Source organism: Amycolatopsis vastitatis (assembly GCF_002234595.1).
Lineage (GTDB): Bacteria > Actinomycetota > Actinomycetes > Mycobacteriales > Pseudonocardiaceae > Amycolatopsis > Amycolatopsis vastitatis.
On record NZ_NMUL01000007.1, the window covers coordinates 568,745 to 585,622 of the forward strand.

Annotated in this window: 11 protein-coding genes and 1 pseudogene; 6 read left to right on the forward strand and 6 right to left on the reverse strand. The window is 72.6% G+C overall.

Annotated features, from left to right (window positions below):
- The first annotated feature begins 6 nt into the window (after window positions 1-6).
- The gene (locus CF165_RS09860) at window positions 7-1,035 is read left to right on the forward strand and encodes a methyltransferase (protein WP_158226758.1); all 1,029 of its coding nucleotides are present in this window, start codon (window positions 7-9) and stop codon (window positions 1,033-1,035) included.
- A gap of 14 nt (window positions 1,036-1,049) precedes the next feature.
- Here CF165_RS09860 and CF165_RS09865 read toward each other — a convergent pair whose 3' ends face one another.
- Both CF165_RS09865 and CF165_RS09870 read right to left on the reverse strand, forming a co-directional pair.
- Window positions 1,050-2,279, reverse strand: coding sequence for a hypothetical protein (locus CF165_RS09865; protein ID WP_093947119.1), 1,230 nt, complete (start codon window positions 2,277-2,279; stop codon window positions 1,050-1,052).
- A 146-nt stretch (window positions 2,280-2,425) separates the two neighbouring features.
- Window positions 2,426-2,890, reverse strand: a complete 465-nt coding sequence (locus CF165_RS09870) for a hypothetical protein (RefSeq protein WP_093947120.1) — start codon at window positions 2,888-2,890, stop codon at window positions 2,426-2,428.
- Between the two features lie 143 nt (window positions 2,891-3,033).
- Here CF165_RS09870 and CF165_RS09875 point away from each other — a divergent pair, with 143 nt between their 5' ends.
- The 4 genes and pseudogenes from CF165_RS09875 (at window position 3,034) to CF165_RS53790 (ending at window position 8,922) form a co-directional block, all read left to right on the forward strand.
- Window positions 3,034-4,032, forward strand: a complete 999-nt coding sequence (locus CF165_RS09875; RefSeq protein WP_093947121.1) for a DUF2278 family protein — start codon at window positions 3,034-3,036, stop codon at window positions 4,030-4,032.
- A gap of 91 nt (window positions 4,033-4,123) precedes the next feature.
- Window positions 4,124-6,862 carry a hypothetical protein gene (locus tag CF165_RS09880; RefSeq protein ID WP_093947122.1) on the forward strand — a complete coding sequence of 913 codons (2,739 nt, stop codon included), beginning with the start codon at window positions 4,124-4,126 and terminating at the stop codon, window positions 6,860-6,862.
- Window positions 6,863-8,042: 1,180 nt separating this feature from the next.
- Window positions 8,043-8,585, forward strand: a pseudogene (locus tag CF165_RS53785) (WD40 repeat domain-containing protein); the annotation flags it as partial.
- A gap of 4 nt (window positions 8,586-8,589) precedes the next feature.
- On the forward strand, window positions 8,590-8,922 hold the full coding sequence (locus CF165_RS53790) for a WD40 repeat domain-containing protein (protein WP_369126860.1): 333 nt from the start codon (window positions 8,590-8,592) through the stop codon (window positions 8,920-8,922).
- Between the two features lie 3,462 nt (window positions 8,923-12,384).
- Here CF165_RS53790 and CF165_RS09890 read toward each other — a convergent pair.
- From CF165_RS09890 to CF165_RS53390, 3 genes are all read right to left on the reverse strand, one after another.
- Entirely contained in the window at window positions 12,385-12,624 is a 240-nt protein-coding gene (locus CF165_RS09890; protein WP_093947123.1) for a hypothetical protein, read from the reverse strand.
- A 155-nt stretch (window positions 12,625-12,779) separates the two neighbouring features.
- On the reverse strand, window positions 12,780-13,433 hold the full coding sequence (locus tag CF165_RS09895; protein ID WP_093947124.1) for a LuxR C-terminal-related transcriptional regulator: 654 nt from the start codon (window positions 13,431-13,433) through the stop codon (window positions 12,780-12,782).
- Window positions 13,434-13,502: 69 nt separating this feature from the next.
- Window positions 13,503-13,835 carry a LytR/AlgR family response regulator transcription factor gene (locus CF165_RS53390; RefSeq protein ID WP_093947125.1) on the reverse strand — a complete coding sequence of 111 codons (333 nt, stop codon included), beginning with the start codon at window positions 13,833-13,835 and terminating at the stop codon, window positions 13,503-13,505.
- Between the two features lie 119 nt (window positions 13,836-13,954).
- Between CF165_RS53390 and CF165_RS09905 the strand changes: the two genes are divergently transcribed.
- On the forward strand, window positions 13,955-14,953 hold the full coding sequence (locus CF165_RS09905) for a hypothetical protein (protein WP_093947126.1): 999 nt from the start codon (window positions 13,955-13,957) through the stop codon (window positions 14,951-14,953).
- Here CF165_RS09905 and CF165_RS09910 read toward each other — a convergent pair.
- On the reverse strand, window positions 14,943-16,694 hold the full coding sequence (locus CF165_RS09910) for a sensor histidine kinase (RefSeq protein ID WP_143268524.1): 1,752 nt from the start codon (window positions 16,692-16,694) through the stop codon (window positions 14,943-14,945). The genes CF165_RS09905 and CF165_RS09910 overlap by 11 nt on opposite strands.
- Between the last annotated feature and the right edge of the window lie 184 nt (window positions 16,695-16,878).

The following is a 16,878-nucleotide window of genomic DNA, read 5'->3' on the forward strand; positions in this document are numbered from 1 at the left end:
AGTCCCATGACAGCGGTGGTGCCCGACGCCCGGGAAGCGGCCAAGCTCCGGTACCTGATCGAAAGTCACGTGGTGTCACAGGTGGTCGCGGAGGCGGCGCGCCTCGGCGTGGCGGACGAACTCGCGGACGGGCCGCGACCGGTCCGCGAGCTGGCGGCCGCGACCGGTGCGCACGAGGGAGCGCTGCGGCGGTTCCTCGGCGCGTGCGTGGCCGCGGGTCTGCTCACCCCGCACGACGGGGACCGGTTCGCGCTGACGCCGCTGGGTGCCGTGCTGCGGTCGGGCGAAGGCTCGCTGCGCAACTACGCCATCTCGCGGCTGGCGCCGCTGCAGTGGCGGCCGTGGGAGCGCCTGCACGACACGATCCTCAGCGGTGAGCCGTCGCAGCGTGCTGTGCTGGGCATGGACATGTGGGAGTACCTGGACACCCATCCCGAAGAGGGGTACTACTTCGACCGCACCATGGACGAGCTGACCGCGGTGGTGGCGGACAAACTGATCGCCACGGTGGACTTCACCCGGTACGGCCGGATCGTCGACGTGGGCGGCGGGCTGGGCCGCCTGCTCGGCAAGATCCTGGCCGCGGCGCCGCGGGCGCGGGGCGTGCTGTTCGACCGCGCGGATGTCATCGAACGCGCGAAGGCCGACCTGGCGGCACGCGGCCAGGACGGCCGGATCGAGCCGGTGGCCGGGAACTTCCTGGCGGAGGCGCCGCCCGGCGGGGACCTGTACCTGCTCAAGCAGGTCCTGTGCGACTGGAACGACGAGCACTGCCGCGCCATCCTCGACAGCTGCTACCGCGCCGCGCCGGGCGGCAGCACCCTGCTGCTCATCGAGGTGCTGCGGCCCGACGAGGTCACCTCGTCCCCGGTGCACTTCTTCGACCTGGGCCTGCTGCTCACCCTCGACGGCCGCATCCGCACCCGCGAGGAGTACCGGTCGCTGCTGGAGTCCGTGGGCTACCGCCTCGGTGAGGTCGTCACCGCCGCCGGTGGCGCGAACTCGTGGTCCTTGCTCACCGCGCACAAGGACTAGGGTCTGCCGGCATCTCAGGACACTCCGGGCACGCCGAGCTTCCAGAACACGAACGCCGGCTCCTGGTGCACCTTGCCCTCCCGGCGCAGGCCGTCCCGGACCGCGGGGCCGAAGCCCAGCAGGCTCGAAAGGGCACCGAAGATCGTCGCCGCGGGGGGTGCGGCACTCGCCATCCCGCCGGCGACGGCGAAGCCCGCCGTGGCCAGGACGAAGGGCAGGTCACGCAACAGGGTGTTGCGCCGCATGGCTTTCTCGATGACGCGGATGTTCGGCCGGAACACCTCGTCGAAGATCCGGGCGATGTCGGCGGGGAACCGCTCCTCGTCCGGATCGGAGCCGATCAGGTCTTCGGTCAGCGCGAGGTGCCGCCGGAAGGCGTCGAACGCCTCGTCGTTCCCCCGGATCGCGAGCAGGTCCCGCGTCGGCATCTCTTCCAGGACCGGCCGGGTGAACGTGTCGACGAAGGACAGCAGCCTCGTCCCGGGGTGCAGGCCGTTCATCGCGTCACGGGCCAGCCGCCAGTACGCGTCGGACGTGCTCCAGAACGTCCCGTCGACCGCTTCCGCGTGCAGCAGCCCGTTCCACGTGGTCAGGGACAGCAGGGTCAGCCGCGGCTCGACGGTGAACCGGGCTATCTCGGCGGGACCCATCCCGAATTCCGTCCACAGCTCACGGTCCAGCTCGATCTTCTCGTGCTCGGCCAGCAACGGCAGCCGGTATTCGACCCACTGCGGATAGCTGTGCACGTCGTAGCCGATCATCTCCAGGTGCTCGCCGAGGTGGTCGGTGACCGCGCGCTCCACCGCGGTCACGGTCTCCTCCGCCGCCATCCGCAGCGGCCGGAACACGACGAGCCCGGCCCGCACCAGCGGCAGCACCTCCCACATCCGCTCGAGCTGTGTCGCCAGGTGGGCCAGCAGCCGGGTGCCGGTCCCTCTGCCGAAGGTTCGCCGGTAGAAGTGGGCGAACCGCTTGATGTGGTCCTGCGCGTACAGCAGCGGGTCGTCGCAGATCACCAGGTCCGCGACCAGCACGGCGCTCTTCACCTCGGCGGACCAGTCGCGCCAGGGATCGAGGGCGATGACGGCGACCCGGCCCGGCTCCTCGCCGGGCGCGGGCAATCCCGCATAGTGGGCGCGGAGCCGCTCCAGCACCGCTTCTGCGTTTTTGCGCTCGCTCAGCGACAACTCGAGTTCGGGGAGCAGTTCGTCGAGGAACCGGCTGTACTCGCTGTCGGCGGGCATCAGCGAGCCCCGGCGTAGTCGGGCAGGAACAGCACACGCATGCCGGCACTCTACGGCGCAGCAACACGTCGGCGGGCGACTTCGGGATCTGCCGGTGTCCGCTGCCCGGCCTGAGCCTCCGAACCACGCGAGGGAGCGAGTTCGGGCTAGGAGGCGAGGAGCCGCTGGATCCGTTCGTACTCCGCGGACATCTCCGGCGTGGCGAGCATGTCGTCGAGATCGGCGTTCACCCGGAAGTCGACGTCCTCGATCGAGCGGATGGCCAGCTCGTAGAGCTCGCCTCGCCGCCGGCCCCGGAGGTAGCTGTTCCAGTGCATGAGCGCGGTTATCGCTGCGACGACTCCGCGATCCAGGTCGTCGTCCACGAGGATCCCCGCGTCGATTCGCGCGATCAAGGTCCCCAGTTCCCCGGCGTCGACGGTCAAGATCGACTCTCGGGCGCGGGTCAGCGCGGCCCACGCGTCTTCGGTGAGTTCGTCCTGCCCCGCGTCTTCCACGACCTCGTCCCGGAGCAGCCGGGTGATCGTCGCGGCGCCGAACGCCTCGGCGCTCTCCTCGCCGGCGGCCATGACGAGCTGCAGGATGGCCGCCTCCAGTTCCGGATACTTCACGCCCGAACCCTATCGGATCGCGTCGGTGCCCCCGTGTCATCAGGGTTAGCCCTGATGACACGGGGTTCCCGCGCGATCAGCCTGGCGGTGTGGCCCATCGGATCGGCCGGCGCCGGTCCTGCCCGAGCGGGAGGGGACGAACAGTGCCGCTGAATTCCTATGGCGTGCTTTCCGGCGCGGTGGCGGGCATCCAACGCGAAGGACAGTCCGATACGCCGCACTACCAGATCGAACTCGTCGACGACGACGGCGTTCACTACCGCGTCGCGGTGAACGTCGAATCCCAGGAAACGCCGTCCGAACTCCGTTATTGCGTGGTCGAAGACTTCCGGCACCCGATCACGGCGGCGTTGCCCGCGGGATCCGGGTGGACCCCGTTGCCGCCCGGCCCGGGTGGCAACGGCCTCGACTTCATCCGGGGGAACCTGTTCGATCCGGCGACGCTCAGGGTGCTGCCGCCGGACGTGACGGGCCCCGACAACGATCTCGCCGACCTGCTCGACCACTACGTCCTCCGGGCCAAGCGCGACCCGGACGTCCGGCTCCACGTATTCGGCGAGCGATGGGGTCCGGAGGACGGCGTCCCGGACAAGGTCTTCGGTTTCCTGCCCGGCAACGGGGTTCACGACGTGCACATGAACCAGGGCAACAGCGGAGCGTTCCGGCGCGACGACGGCGTGTGGCAGGACGGCGGGCTGCTGCTCCACTTCGGCGCCGAGTCGCGCTGGGTCGCGATCTTCCTCGCGTTCCAGAGCCAGTCGTGGCACACCGACGACACGACCGGCCACGCGATCGACGGCGGCCCCGGCCCGCAGGAGAAGATCCCGGTGCGCGTCGTGGGAGCGCTGGTCAACCCGGTCGGTCCCGCGCCCGAGGCGGAACAGGTCACCTTGCTGAACGCGTCGCCGTCGGAGGCCGACCTCACCGGCTGGCGGCTGGCGGACCGGGCGAAGAACACGTGTGCGGTGCCGGCGACGCGGCTCGCCGCCGGGGCCACCGTCGTGGTGCCCCTCACCGACGGGGTCCAGCTGGGCAACAACGGCGGTGCGATCACCCTGCTGGACCCCCAGGGGCTGAAGGTACACGGCGTGTCGTACACGGCCGAGCAGAGTCACGACGAGGGTTGGACGCTGGTGTTCTGACCCGGCCGGGGCCTCATCAGGGCTAGCCCTGATGACAGAGGTGGATCAGCTCGGCGAGCCTGGCGGGGGACGCTGTGGGAGGTGACCGTCCATGCCGGAGCTGCTCCTGGTACGACCCGACGACCACGTCATCGCCGGGGTGAGCCTCCCGGGCTTCGCGGTGGGCGCGGGCCCCGGCGGGGCTCCCCTGCTCGTCGCCGGTGACGATGCCCGCCTGATCGTGACGTTCCCGCCCCAGCACGTCGCCGAAGAAGCCTCCTTCCCGGACACGCCGGCGCCGTTCGTGCCGTTCGATCCGCCCGTTCCGGTGTGGCGGTCCGTTCTCTCCGGGCGGAGCCGCGTCGCGTTCTCCGTCGAGCGGGGCACGACGATCGTGCCGACCGTCGCGGGCGTCCTGGACGCCATCGGCGCCGCCTCGGTTCGGCCCCCTTCGGCACCGCCGGGCGAAGAAGACACCGCGATCGAGCTGCCCTGGCGGCTGGTCCTCGCTCCGGCCGACAGCGCCGGCACGTCTGTCCATTGTGTACAAGCAGCGGCTCCGGTCACCGTGTCCGGGGTGACCGGTCTCTGGTGCGCGAGGCTCACCGGTTCCGCCGCGACACCGCTGGATGCCGGGCTGAGCCTGCAGCCCGTCGACGGCGATCTGGCCGGGCGAGACGACGATCTCGGCTTCGAAGTGGCCTTGGCGGCACAGGAACGGTCGCTGATCGTGCTCAACAGCGCGACCCGGTTGGCCGCGGCGAGCCGGCTCGAGCTCGGTGCCCTGGGCGGGACGTTGAGCGCCGACGGGGTGTGGGAGAACTTCCGGTGGCGGCAACGCACGGTTCTCGGGCGCGACCTGAGCGTGGAGACGGCCGTCACCGGCCGGCTCTACCCCTTGGGGCACCGCGCGGTCTTCGAGGTCTTCAGCGAGCGCCAGTTCGACCCGGACGCGGGGAACGCCGCCGTCCTGCGGCGGTGGTCGGTGCTGACGGTCACCGAACCGGCGCGCCGGCCGCCCGCGGACCTCGCCGTGCGGCGCCGCTTCCCCTTCGACGACGTCGAAATCCTCACCCGGGTGTACGCCGGCCTCGCCGAGCCCGACTGGCAGGAGCACGCCCCGCCGGACGGGCGCCCGCCCCTGCGGACGCACTTCTTCCCGACGAACCTGGCCGGCGAGTTCATCCGGTTCCCGCTGCGGGTGGGCAGCCCGACCGGGGACCTGCGGTGCGACCTGCCGCAGATCTTCGTCGCCGACCTGTCCCCCGAATACGACTCCCTCACCGATCCGACCCTCGCCGACACGCTCGCCGGGGCCTACGGGGCCGAGGAAGTGCGCCTGCCGGGCGCGAACCTCGACCTGGTGCGGTCGCCGCGCCCGCGGGACGGCGACGTGCACGAGGTGCACGCGCTGGACATCGCCGGGCGGCTGACCGGCGACGGCTACCGGCCCGCGCTCGCCGGCCTCGAAGTCCGGGTCCCGGCCCTGCGCTCGCTGACCGGGTTCGCCGCGGCCACCCCGGTCCGGTTCGCGGAGAACTACCTGGCCCGCGGGGACGCGGAGGACGTGCTGTTCGAGCTGACCGGCGCCCCGATCGACGTCGACTTCACCCGCTGCGCGCAGCAGTCCGGCGGCCTGGTTTCGCCCGCCTTCGCGGCGAACGGCCTTTCGCGCTCGTTCGGCCCGGTCAACCTGGCCGGGCTGCCGAACCCGGTCACCGGCCTCCTCGACCCCAGGCGGGTGTTCCCGCCGGAGGCGACCATCCTCGGCTTCCCGATCCGCGACCTCGTCTCGCAGGTGCGGGTGCCGCCGCAGATCACGTCGATCATCCGGACCGGCCGCCCGCCGGCGGTCACCATGCGGTGGAAGGACGTCAAGCTCTCCGCGCTCGGCCCCTTCACGCCGACCGCCGGGACACGGATGAACCTGACCGTCACGACCGAGCCGGGACCGGCCGGCGTCCCGGGCCCGCAGGCCCACACGACGTGCACGGTGAACGACTTCGCGCTCGTCCTGCCGCCGGGTCCGCAGGCGCTGCTGGAGCTCTCGTTCGGCAGGATCGAGTTCACCCAGGTCACCGGCCGCCCTCCCGACCTGCGGATCGACGGCCTGCGCGCGGAGTTCCTCGGGCTGCTGCAACTGCTCGAAGAACTGCAGAACGCCGTCGACCTCGCCGGCGCCGCGCGCTTCCTGGACGTCACGCCGTCCGGCATCACCGCGCGGTACTCCCTGCCGGTGCCCTCGGTGTCGGCGGGCGCCTTCTCCTTGCGCAACGTCGCCGTGCACACCGCGGTCGAGGTGCCGTTCGACGCCCGGCCGGTGCAGGTGACGCTGGGGTTCAGCAGCCGGGCCAACCCGTTCAACCTCAGCGTGCTGATGCTCGGCGGGGGCGGCTACATCGAGGTGGTGCTCGACCGGCACGGCCTGCGGCGCCTCGAGGCCGCCCTCGAGTTCGGGGCACTGGTCGCGATCGACTTCCTCGTCGCGAGCGGCGAAGTGCACGCGCTCGGCGGTGTCCGCTTCACCCTCGAGCAGGACGGTTCGGTGTCCCTGGAGGGCTACCTGCGCATCGGCGGCTGCGTCGAGGTGCTCGGCCTCGTTTCGGTGTCGGTCGAGATGCGCATCGGGCTGACCTACCGCTCCGACCGCAAGGCCCTGGTCGGCCGCGCGACCCTGGTCGTCGAGGTGGACCTCACGCTGTGGTCGGAAAGCGTCGAGCTGGACAGCGGTGAGTGGGTGCTGGCGGGCGGCGCGGCCGCGGTGCCCGGGCCGCGCGGCCTGCGGCAGCTCGACGGCCCGGCACTGGACCTGCAGCGGTGGCGCGACTACCGCGCGGTTTTCGCGCACTGACCGAGGAGTGACCATGGGTGTGGCCGGCACGCGGCAGCACGACTTGACCTTGCCGATGCTGGTGCGGTCGCTGGGCTGGACACCGGACGGCAAGCGGCTCGTCGTGTCGGGGACGAACTTCGCCGAGGAGACGAGCGGCGGGAAGGTCGCCGTCGTCGATGCCTCGACAGGAGCTGTCGAATGGGTGCTCAACCAGGCCGACCCGGCGACGGACAGCTGTTCCGTGAGCGGCGACGGCGTGTGGCTGGCGGTCTCCGGTCAAGACGCCAAGGGCGTGCTCGCCGTCGAAGACGGCAGCCCGCGGTGCACCAACCAGGAGTTCGCCGTCGCCGAGCGGGTCGCGTTCGGCCCGGACGGCCGGTTCGTCGCGGCCATCGGCTCGAGCACGGGCTTCGCCGCGGCCCTGCAGGTCTGGGTGTTCGACGCGGCCTCGGGTGAGACCATGTGGCGCAGCTCGGGGCCGTTCGATGACGTCCAGCAGTTCAGCAAGCTGGCCTACAGCCCGGATTCCCGGCTGCTCGCCGTGGTCCGCGCCGCCGAGTCCTTCGTCTTCGACGCGGTCACCGGCGACCAGCTCCGCGCGTTGCCCGACTTCGTGGATTCCGTCGCGTTCACCCCGGACTCGCGGACCGTCGTCGCCGGGATGACCGACGGCACCGCCCGGATGATCGACGTCGCGTCCGGGGCCACCGTGGTCGCTCAGGTCCACGACGTCGCCGGGCTCGATTCGGTCGCCGTCAGCCGCGACGGCCGCTGGGCCGCTACGGTCGTCGAGCCGGGGCCCGCGGTGTTCGAAACCGGCACCGGCAAGGTCCGCTTCGGCCCGCTTCCCGACATCGGCGAGTGCACCAAGGTCGGCTACGGCCCGGACCTGAGAACCATTGCGGTGAACCAGATCCCGGGGCCGACGCCGCGCCCGGGCATCGCCGTGCTGAGCGCGGCGACCGGCGCCGTGCTCTGGTCGGACGAAGGCCCGGACCTCGCCCGCGACCTCGCCTACAGCCCCGACGGCAGCCGGATCGCCGTCGGCGGGATCATCGACGCCGGACAGGGTTACCTCCGGCTGTACCAGGTCGGCGGCGAGCGGCTCCGCATCGACCACGGCAGCACGATCACGCAGCTCGACATCGCCCGGACGGCCCCGGTGGTGGTGACGGCGACCGCCGATCAGAAGGTCCGGATGTACCGGCTGGACGTGGGCGGGGATCCGCTCGTCGAAGGCGCTCACCCCAGCCCGGTCACCTCGGTCGCGATCGGCGCGGACGGCCTGTCCGCCGCCAGTGGCTGCCTCGACGGCAACGCCCGGCTCTTCAAGGCGCTGTCGGGCCGGGTGTGGGCGGCCGACCACGGCCAGGCGGTCAACGCGGTGGCGATCAGCCCCGCCGGGGACCTGGTCGCCACCGGCTGTGCCGACCGGACGGCCCGGGCGCTCGAGTTCGCCACCGGGGCCGAACGCTGGCGGTGCCCGCACCCGAGCGGCGTCACGGCCGTGCTGTTCAGCCCGGACGGCTCGGTTCTGGCGACCGCGAGCAACCGGGCGACGGTCCTCGTCGATGTCCGGACCGGGAAGGCCACGCACCAGGTGGACGGCGACGGGCGGGTGCGGGCGCTGGCGTTCGGGAAGGACGGCCTGCTCGCCACCGCCAACGACGACGGGCGGGTCCAGCTCGTCGATCCGGTGTCCGGCGGTCACCGGCACCGTGACCCATCCGCGGGCGGTGACCGCGGTGGCGTTCAGCGCGAACGGCCGGTTCCTCGCTTCGGGCGGTGCGGACCGGACCGTCCGCATCTCGGAACTGGGCGGCGCGGCGCCCGCCGAGGTGCGCACCCTCACCTGCGACGCGCCCCTCAGCGCGGTGGCGTTCCACCCCGTGGACAGGGCCATCGCCGTGGCCACGGAAAGCGGGACGGTGACCGCCTTCGAGGTCGAGACGGGATTCGAGCAGTACCGCGTTTCCCATCCCGCGCCGGTCCGCGACCTGGCGTTCACCGCCGACGGCGAACTCCTCGTCACCTCCTGCGAAGACGGGGTCCTGCGCGTGGTCGGGGGCAGGCCGTGAGCGAGGTGCTGTGGGTGCCGGTCCCCGGCGGGCTCGACGGCACGCAGGCCGTCGTGCAGGTGCTGGTCGTGCCGCGGCTGCAGGGCGGGCGGCTCGCCGACTTCGGCATGCAGGACTGGCCGGGAGTGCTGGAATCCGCCGCCTTCGAAGTCCGGACGAAGACGTCGGAGGGCATCCAGACCGTCGACGCCGCCGTGACGTACCGGAACGTCGCGCGGTCCGATCTCTGGCAGGCGTTCTTCGGCGGGGATGCCGGGCTGGTCAACGAGTTCGGCCAGAAGACCTACCCCGCGCCGGACGTCGCCGACACCTACCGCGACGCGAGCGAAGTCGTCGGCACGTACCAGACGTCGGCGAAGGCGCTGGCCGTACCGGACCCGAACACGCCGGCCATGGTGCGGCAGCAGCTGGAGACCTGGTTCGATCCGGCGCCGCTGCCTCCCCCGCCGCCGTCGCCGCCGATCCCGCCGCACACCCCCGCCGACTTCCACGGCACGGTCGCGATGCTGCGCGAGCATCCCGCGGTGCTCCGGAAACTCGGCCTGGTCTTCGACGTCACCCTCGACCGGTCGGCGCTCGACGTCGGTGCGCCGGACACCCGGTTCCTGTCGATCCGCTGCCCGGACCCGCCGCTCAGCTTCCTGGTCACCGCGCCGTGGACGCACTACCTGCTCACCGCCGCCCAGTTCGTGCCCGCACCGTCGCCCGGCGCGGCCGCGGACATCCGCGCGGGCCTGCTCAACCTCGGCCGGGCTTCGGCGATCGTCGCGCCGCCTTCGCCGCCGGACGAGCCGCCGCCCCCGCCGCGCTGGGCGGTGTCCACCTTCGACGTCGACGGGATCGTCGGCAGGCTCCGGGACGCGGCGAAGTCCGCCCGCGAAAGCGACACCGGCGACGCGCCCGCGCTGCCGCACATCAGGACCGGCGGGCTGATGCTCGTCCGGCCGGGCCGGGCGGACGACTTCGCCGGGCGGGTCGCCACGGCCGCCGCGAACGCCCGCCTCGAATCCGCCGCGGACGCGGAGTTCCACGCCGAGGACCTCGTCCTCGGCTATCGCGTGGACGTCCGCATGGGCGACGATCCCCACTGGCATCCGCTGTGCGCCCGGCAGGCCCGCTACGGCGTCAACGGCCTGCCGATCGCCTCGGCCGAGGCGATCGACGACGAGGGCTTCCACGACGAAGAAGGCCACGTGAAGGCCAACGCCGCGATCCGGGACCCGGACCGGACCCTGCGCGCGGACCAGGTCGTCGTGCGCTGGGACGGCTGGAGCCTGGCCGTCCCGCGGCCCAACCTCCTCGACAACACCGCGGGCGCCGCGCGCAAGCCCGGCGTCGAGCTGCCGTACGAGTTCGAATGGAGTTACCGCCTGCGGCCCGCAAGCCTTCCGCCACTGCGTTTCTCCCGCCGCTACAGCATGCGCGCGCGGATCGCCGACCTCGCCGGGGGCGGTCTGGGCACCGAGCACCAGAGCACCAGCGCCGACACCACCGAGACCATCCTCTACCTGCGGCACGAACCCCTCGCGGCCCCCGTCCTCCAGGCAGGGGCGCAGTTCGCCGCCGGCGCGGCCGTCGACCGGCTCGTCATCCGCAGCGACTTCGGCAAGAGTGTCGCGGAGACCTCGGCCGCCGACCCCGGCTACCCGGCGACCGACCGGCGCGAGCTGCTTCCGCCGCAGACGACGTTCGCGATCGCCGAGCAGCACGGCGAATTCGACCACCCCGAGGACGAACGGACCCGGAACTGGGCCGAACGGGCACTGACCGTGTTCTCCGAGACCGGCGACGCCGCCGAGCGCGGGCTGCCCGACCCGGCGGTGAACGGCGTCAACGCCGTCCTGGCCGCCGAGCCGGGCGGGGTGGCGGAACCGCTGAGCGAGCGGTCGGCCTGGGCACCGGACTGGCCCGAGCAGGCGGACAAGGCGATCGAGCTCGTCGAGGGACCGGCCGACGACCCGATTTCCCTGCAGTGGGCGGGAGACCGGCTCGTGGTCCGGCTGGCCCAGGCCGAGCAGGTGCGGATCGCGCTTTCGTCGACCATCCGCGACGGCTACATCGACCACTTCGCGATGTTCGACTGGCTCGCCCGCGCCGACGTCCCGGACGTGTCCCTCGTCGAGGCCCAGAACGGCGGTCACCCCCTGCTCTCGCCGCCGCGGGTCGTCCACCTCGTGCACGCGGTGCGCCGTCCGCTGGCCGAACCGCAGTGGCGCCTGCCGCCGGACGCGATCTCCCGCGACGAGAACGACACCACGGCCGTGCTGAGCCCGCGGTTCACCGGGGAGGGCTTGAACACCGACAGCACGGTCGCCCTGGACGTCGCGGCCCAGTGGACCGTCCGCTCGGATTCGGGTGTCGAGCAGGTCACCGTCGACCGCCTGCACACCGAGCCGATCGCCCGCGGCGAGCCGGCTTTCTCGCCGATGCGGCATTCCTTCGGGGACACCAGGCACCGGGTGGTCACCTACACCCTCACCGCCGTCAGCCGGTTCCGTGAGTTCTACGGCCCCGCCGAACCCGACGCGGCGTTCCGCGTGACCAAGGCCCAGCAACCCGTGTCGATCGTGTCGAGCGCCCGGCCGCCGGCACCGGTGGTGCTCGCGGCGCGGCCGGCGTTCCGGTGGGAACGCACCACGGCCGCCGGCCGGATCTCGCACGTCCGCCACGGCGGCCTGCTGCGGATCGAGCTGGCCCGGCCGTGGTTCGAGACCGGCGACGGCGAACAGCTCGCCGTCGTCACGGCGATCGAGGAACCGCCGGAAGAACACTCCGGGCTCGTGACGCGTATCGGCCGCGACCCGCTCTTCGCCTCGCCGGAACTTCCCCTGTTCCCGGCCGCGGACTGGTTCGCCGGCCACGCCGACGAAGTCTTCCTCCCAGAAATCCCCGCGCGGGTGCGCGCCGTCGGATTCGCGGTGACCGAGGCGGGCGACCGCTGGTTCGCCGACGTCGAGCTCACCTTGCCCGCGCCGTCGTACAACCCGTTCGTCCAGCTCGCCGTCGCCCGGTACCAGCCGGAGAGCCTCCGCGGCCTCGAACTGTCCACAGTGGTCGTCACGGACCTGGTTCCCGTGCTGCCGGACCGGACGTTGGCCGTCACGAAGGAAGGCGACGTCGCCCGGGTCGAGCTGTCCGGCACCATGCCCGAACCGCGGACCGGCCTCGACGTGGTGGTCGAAGAGCACGTCCCCGCGGCCGGGGAGCACGACCTGATCCTGCTCGGCGGCGGCCCCGAGGTCCCGGGGTGGGTCCCGGTCCAGGGCCTCACCGCCACCGACGGCGTCACGACCACGGTCGACCTGTCCCGGCTCGGCGGCGCGGGTCCGCTGCGCCTGCGCGTCCGGGAGATCGACCTGCCCGGCGCCACCCAGGACGTCGTGACGCCGGAGCTGAACGAGCGCTCGCCGTTCGTCGACCTGGTGCCGTTGCCCGCGGAATGGCTTCCGCGGGCGTGAAGCCTCACAGGGCGTAGAACTCGATGGCGGCGAACGCGGGGGTTTCGCTGGTCGTGTAGCCGTCGCGCACGGCCTGCGCACTGGTCGAGACCGTCCCGCTCGCGACGTCGACCTGGATCTCGCCGGACTGGAAGTCGACGCCGCGGGTCGCGCCGTCGATGTCGTGCTCGTCGGCGAGTGGCGCGCCGAAGGTGTGGAACCGGGTGAAGTAGGTGCCGAGGATCGGCTGCCGGACGAGGAACACGCCCAGGTCGGGATGGTGGATCAGGGGTCGTTCAGGATGTCGAGCAGGTGCTGGTCGCCCTGGAACCGCGGCGACGCGAACTCCATGCCAGGCTCCCTCCACCGCGCCGGTCGTCCGGCGATCATGCGGGCGGCGGCCGCCGGCTGTCATCAGGGCTAGCCCTGTGCGCGCAGGTACTCCAGCACCGCCAGGACACGGCGGTGGTCCGCGGGCTCCGGCTGCAGGTCCAGGCGCAGCAGGATGTGGCGGACGTGCGTCTCCACGGTCTTCTTCGTCAGCACCAGCCGTTCGCAGATCGCCTGGTTGGACCGCCCTTCCGCGATCAGCGACAGGATCTGGTGCTCACGCTCGCTGAGCCGGGCGAGCCGGCCGTCGCCGGGCCGGGTCAGCAGCCGGGCGATCTCCGGGTCGAGCCGGCAGCCGCCCGCAGCCACGTCCCGTGCCGCGTCGACGAAGGCGCCGATCCCGCAGACCCGCTCCTTCAGCAGGTAGCCGACGCCGCGAGCGGACCCGCCGACGAGCATGCCGACCAGCCGGGTCTCGACGTGCTGGGACAGCACGAGGACTCCGACACCGGGGTGGTCGCGCCGGATTTCGACGGCGGCGCGCAGGCCCTCGAGCTCGTGGGTCGGCGGCAACCGGATGTCGACGACCGCGAGGTCCGGCCGCACCCGCCCGACCGCGCTGTGAAGCGCGGCCGCATCACCCACCTGGGCGCGGATGTCGAAGCCCGCGGTCCGCAGCACCTCGGCCACCGCTTCCCGGAAGAGGACGGCGTCATCGGCCAGCACGACACTGAACCCGCTCATGACCCACCGCCCTCGCACGACAGCCGACATACCGTGACTCGCGCGGCGGGCTCGCCGCGTTACCGTGGGTCAGCGGGACTTTCCGCCGAAGAACCGCCGGAGTTCGTCGGCCGACAACCGCTCTTTCGGGAGTACGGCGGCGCCGTCCGGATAGTCGCGCACGGAGCACAGCACGGCCGGGATGCCGAGCCCGGACAGGGCGCGGGCCACGGTGAATCCGTCGGTGTCCGGGAGCTGCACGTCCAGCAGCACGCCGTCGGGACGCAGCGACCGGGCGATGGCCACCGCGTCGGCACCGGTTCCGGCCTCGCCGACGACGTCGATCTCCCCGGCCTCGAGCACCCCGCGCGCGATCCGGCGGAAGCCCGGGTCGTCGTCGACTATCAGCACACGCAGGGCCATCACGCGATGGTGCGGCCTCGCCCGGCCGGGCACATCGGTGCCTGCCCTGATGACGACGGGACCTCCCGGCCGGGATCCTGGCCTCCAGGCGCACGCGAGACCGGGGACGAGGAGCGACGATGACACCACCGCCCGAGCTGATCGCGGCCAAGGAAGCGGTCGAAGCCGTCGTGTTCGCCCTGCCCGAGGTCACCGGGATCGACGTCGGCGTCCGCGACGAGGAGCAGCCGGACGCCGACGATCTCGTCGTCCGGGTCTTCGTGCAGGACCTCGGCGCGGTACCCGAGCTCCCCGGCGACGCCCAGGGGTTTCCCATCGTCGTCCTGCAACGTTCGTTCCGGCCCGCCGGGCTGCCCGACACCGCGATGTACCGCCCGGTCGTCGGCGGCGTCTCGGTGATGAACGAACGGTGGCTGCACGCCGGCCGCGCCGGCGGCTCGTCCGGGACGCTCGGTGCCGTCGTCCGGCACCGCATCGAGCCGGGCTGGTACGGGCTCGGCAACCACCACGTGCTGTGCGGCGACCTGAACCGGGCGCAGGGCCAGGAGATCCTGCAGCCGGAGACCTTCTTCGGCGCCCGGCACGACGGTGACCACCTCGGCGTGCTGTCGAACTGGGCGTTCCCCGAAACCACCAAGTCCGGGCGGGTCGACGCCGCCCTCTGCGCGATCGACGTCGACGCGGCGCAGGAGATCGCCGAGCTCGGCGCGACGGCGGGACCGAACTACCTGCTCGTCCCGGGCGACATCGTCCACAAGCGAGGCAGGACGACCGGCCTGACCCACGGCTGGGTCTCGGGCACCAACGGTTCCCACAAGGTGCCCTACCCCGACCTGCCTCCGGTGGCGCCGCCGCCGCTCGTCCCCGGCTTCCCGCCGGACCGGCCCGCGGACATCCTGCGGTACATGACCGGCCAGATCCAGGTCCACGTCGACTTCCCGCAGTCGATCACGTTCCTGGAGAGCGGCGACTCCGGCTCGGTCCTGCTCGACCCGGACAACCGCATCGCCGGGCTGCTGTACGCCTCGGGCGACTGGGACAACGACCCCGCCGCACCCACCTACGCGCTGGCGAACCCGATCGCCGACGTCGAAGACCAGCTGAACATCAGTGTGTGACCTCCTCCGGTGCCGCCGCGTCCACGGGGATCTCGGCCCGCACGGTGGTGCCCGCACCCCGTCCGCCGTGGATCTCCAGCCGCCCGTCGAGCGCGCGGACGCGTTCGGCCAGACCGTCCAAACCGGACCCGCCGCACGGGGTTCCGCAGCCGGCGCCGTCGTCTCGCACGGAGACGGTCAGCCGGCCGGCATCGGCGGCGAGGCAGACCCCGATCCGCGTCGCGCCCGCGTGCTTGAGCACGTTCGTGATCGCTTCGGCGACGACGAAGTAGGCGGTCGCCTCCACCGCCGCCGGAAGCCGGGGCAGTTCCGCCGCGGACACCGACGCCGGCACCGGGCAGCGTTCGGCCAGCGAGGTCACGGCGGGCACCAGCCCGGCCTGGGTGAGGACCGCGGGGTGGATACCCCGGGCCAGGTCACGCAGCTCGCCGATGGCCGTCTCGAGGCCTTCGGCGCCGGCGGCCAGCAGCTGGGCCAGCGCGGGCTCGACGTGCCCTTCGAGCCGCTGCCGCGCCAGCCGCAACCCGATCGCCACGGCCACGAGCCGCTGCTGGGCGCCGTCGTGCAGGTCACGCTCCACCCGGCGGCGCTCGGCGTCGGCGAGCTCGACCAGCCGCACCCGGGACCGGCGGAACTCGGCGAGCTGCCCTTCGATCTCCTCGTGCAGGCGCAGCCGGTCGGCGACCATCCCGACGACCGTCCCCGCGGCCCGGATCACCCGTGGGTCGTCCCACGTCGTGTCGCGGCTGAGGACCGCGGCGATCGGCCTGCCCGCGCATTCGGCCAGGACCACCGTCCGCTCCCCCGGCCCCGCGCGGTCGCCGGTGTCCGGGGGACCGGGGTTCGGCGACGGCGCATGCCAGCCGACCAGCCGCAGGGACGGATCACGCAGGACGCGGCCCAGCAGGACGCACAGCTCCGCCGGTGAACAGGGCTGGCGGAGGGCGGCGAGCAGATCCGCGACGCCGCCCACGCGCGGCGCCAGCCCGACGACACCCACCGCGAACGTCACCGGCCACAGACAGAAGACGATCTTGTAGCAGGTCAGGACCACGGCATGGGCGGGGTGCCCCGAGCCGAGCAGACTGGCGACGGCGGACAGCGCCGCGCCGGCCAGCGCGACCGCGACGACAAGCCCGAGTGGCCAGCGCACGCCGGCCGTCCGGGCAGCGAGCCGCCGGGCCAGCAGGACGAGAAGGGCGACGCCGACGACGGCACCCGCCAGCTCCAGCATCCTGCCGACGGCGTCGCCGACCGCGGGCGCGTCCACGACCAGAAGGAGGTTCTCCGGCTTGCCGGGGAACCGCGCCGCCCAGTCCACGAACGGCACTCCCGCGGCCGAGACACCGAAACCCACCACGTAGGCGCCGACGACGGTTCCGCGCGCGAACCGGCCGTCCAGCCGTCCCGCCGGGAAACTGGCCATGAGGTGGACGACCAGGGGGGCCGACGCGTGCGCGAGGAGCAGCCCGGCTGTGAACACGACGGCGTTCGTCGACAGCTGAAGATCCTCGGCGAACAGCCCGAGTCCCACGAGGACCATCAGCAGACCGCTCCGGTTCGACGGCGCCCGCCGGTCGGCGATCAGCCCGGCGGCCACGAAAGCCGTGCCGGACAACGACGTCAGCAGGACGTCGGCCACCGGGTGCGCACCGTCGCGCACCTTGAGAAGGACCGCGGCCGCGCCGAGCGCCACCACGAAACCGGCCAGGACGACTACGACGGCGCGATGACGGGTCACCTCCACAACCCCCACCGCCCTCGAAGAACGCGATGCTGACGGCCGGTCAGTCGCCCGTCGGCGGGAACGCGTTACAACGTTCAGCCGATCGCACCAATGGACGGGCGGACTCACGCGTCGTCGTGCAGGCCCGGTCACCCGGGTGGCCGGGACCGCGCCGGCCAGCGCGGATGTCGGTGTGATC

Excerpts from the sequence above, each read along its gene's own strand:
- CF165_RS09905 (WP_093947126.1), top strand. The coding sequence starts at position 13,955 with ATGACACCACCGCCCGAGCTGATCGCGGCCAAGGAAGCGGTCGAAGCC.
- CF165_RS53390 (WP_093947125.1), bottom strand. The coding sequence starts at position 13,835 with ATGGCCCTGCGTGTGCTGATAGTCGACGACGACCCGGGCTTCCGCCGG.
- CF165_RS09880 (WP_093947122.1), top strand. The coding sequence starts at position 4,124 with ATGCCGGAGCTGCTCCTGGTACGACCCGACGACCACGTCATCGCCGGG.
- CF165_RS09895 (WP_093947124.1), bottom strand. The coding sequence starts at position 13,433 with ATGAGCGGGTTCAGTGTCGTGCTGGCCGATGACGCCGTCCTCTTCCGG.
- CF165_RS09865 (WP_093947119.1), bottom strand. The coding sequence starts at position 2,279 with ATGCCCGCCGACAGCGAGTACAGCCGGTTCCTCGACGAACTGCTCCCC.
- CF165_RS09860 (WP_158226758.1), top strand. The coding sequence starts at position 7 with ATGACAGCGGTGGTGCCCGACGCCCGGGAAGCGGCCAAGCTCCGGTAC.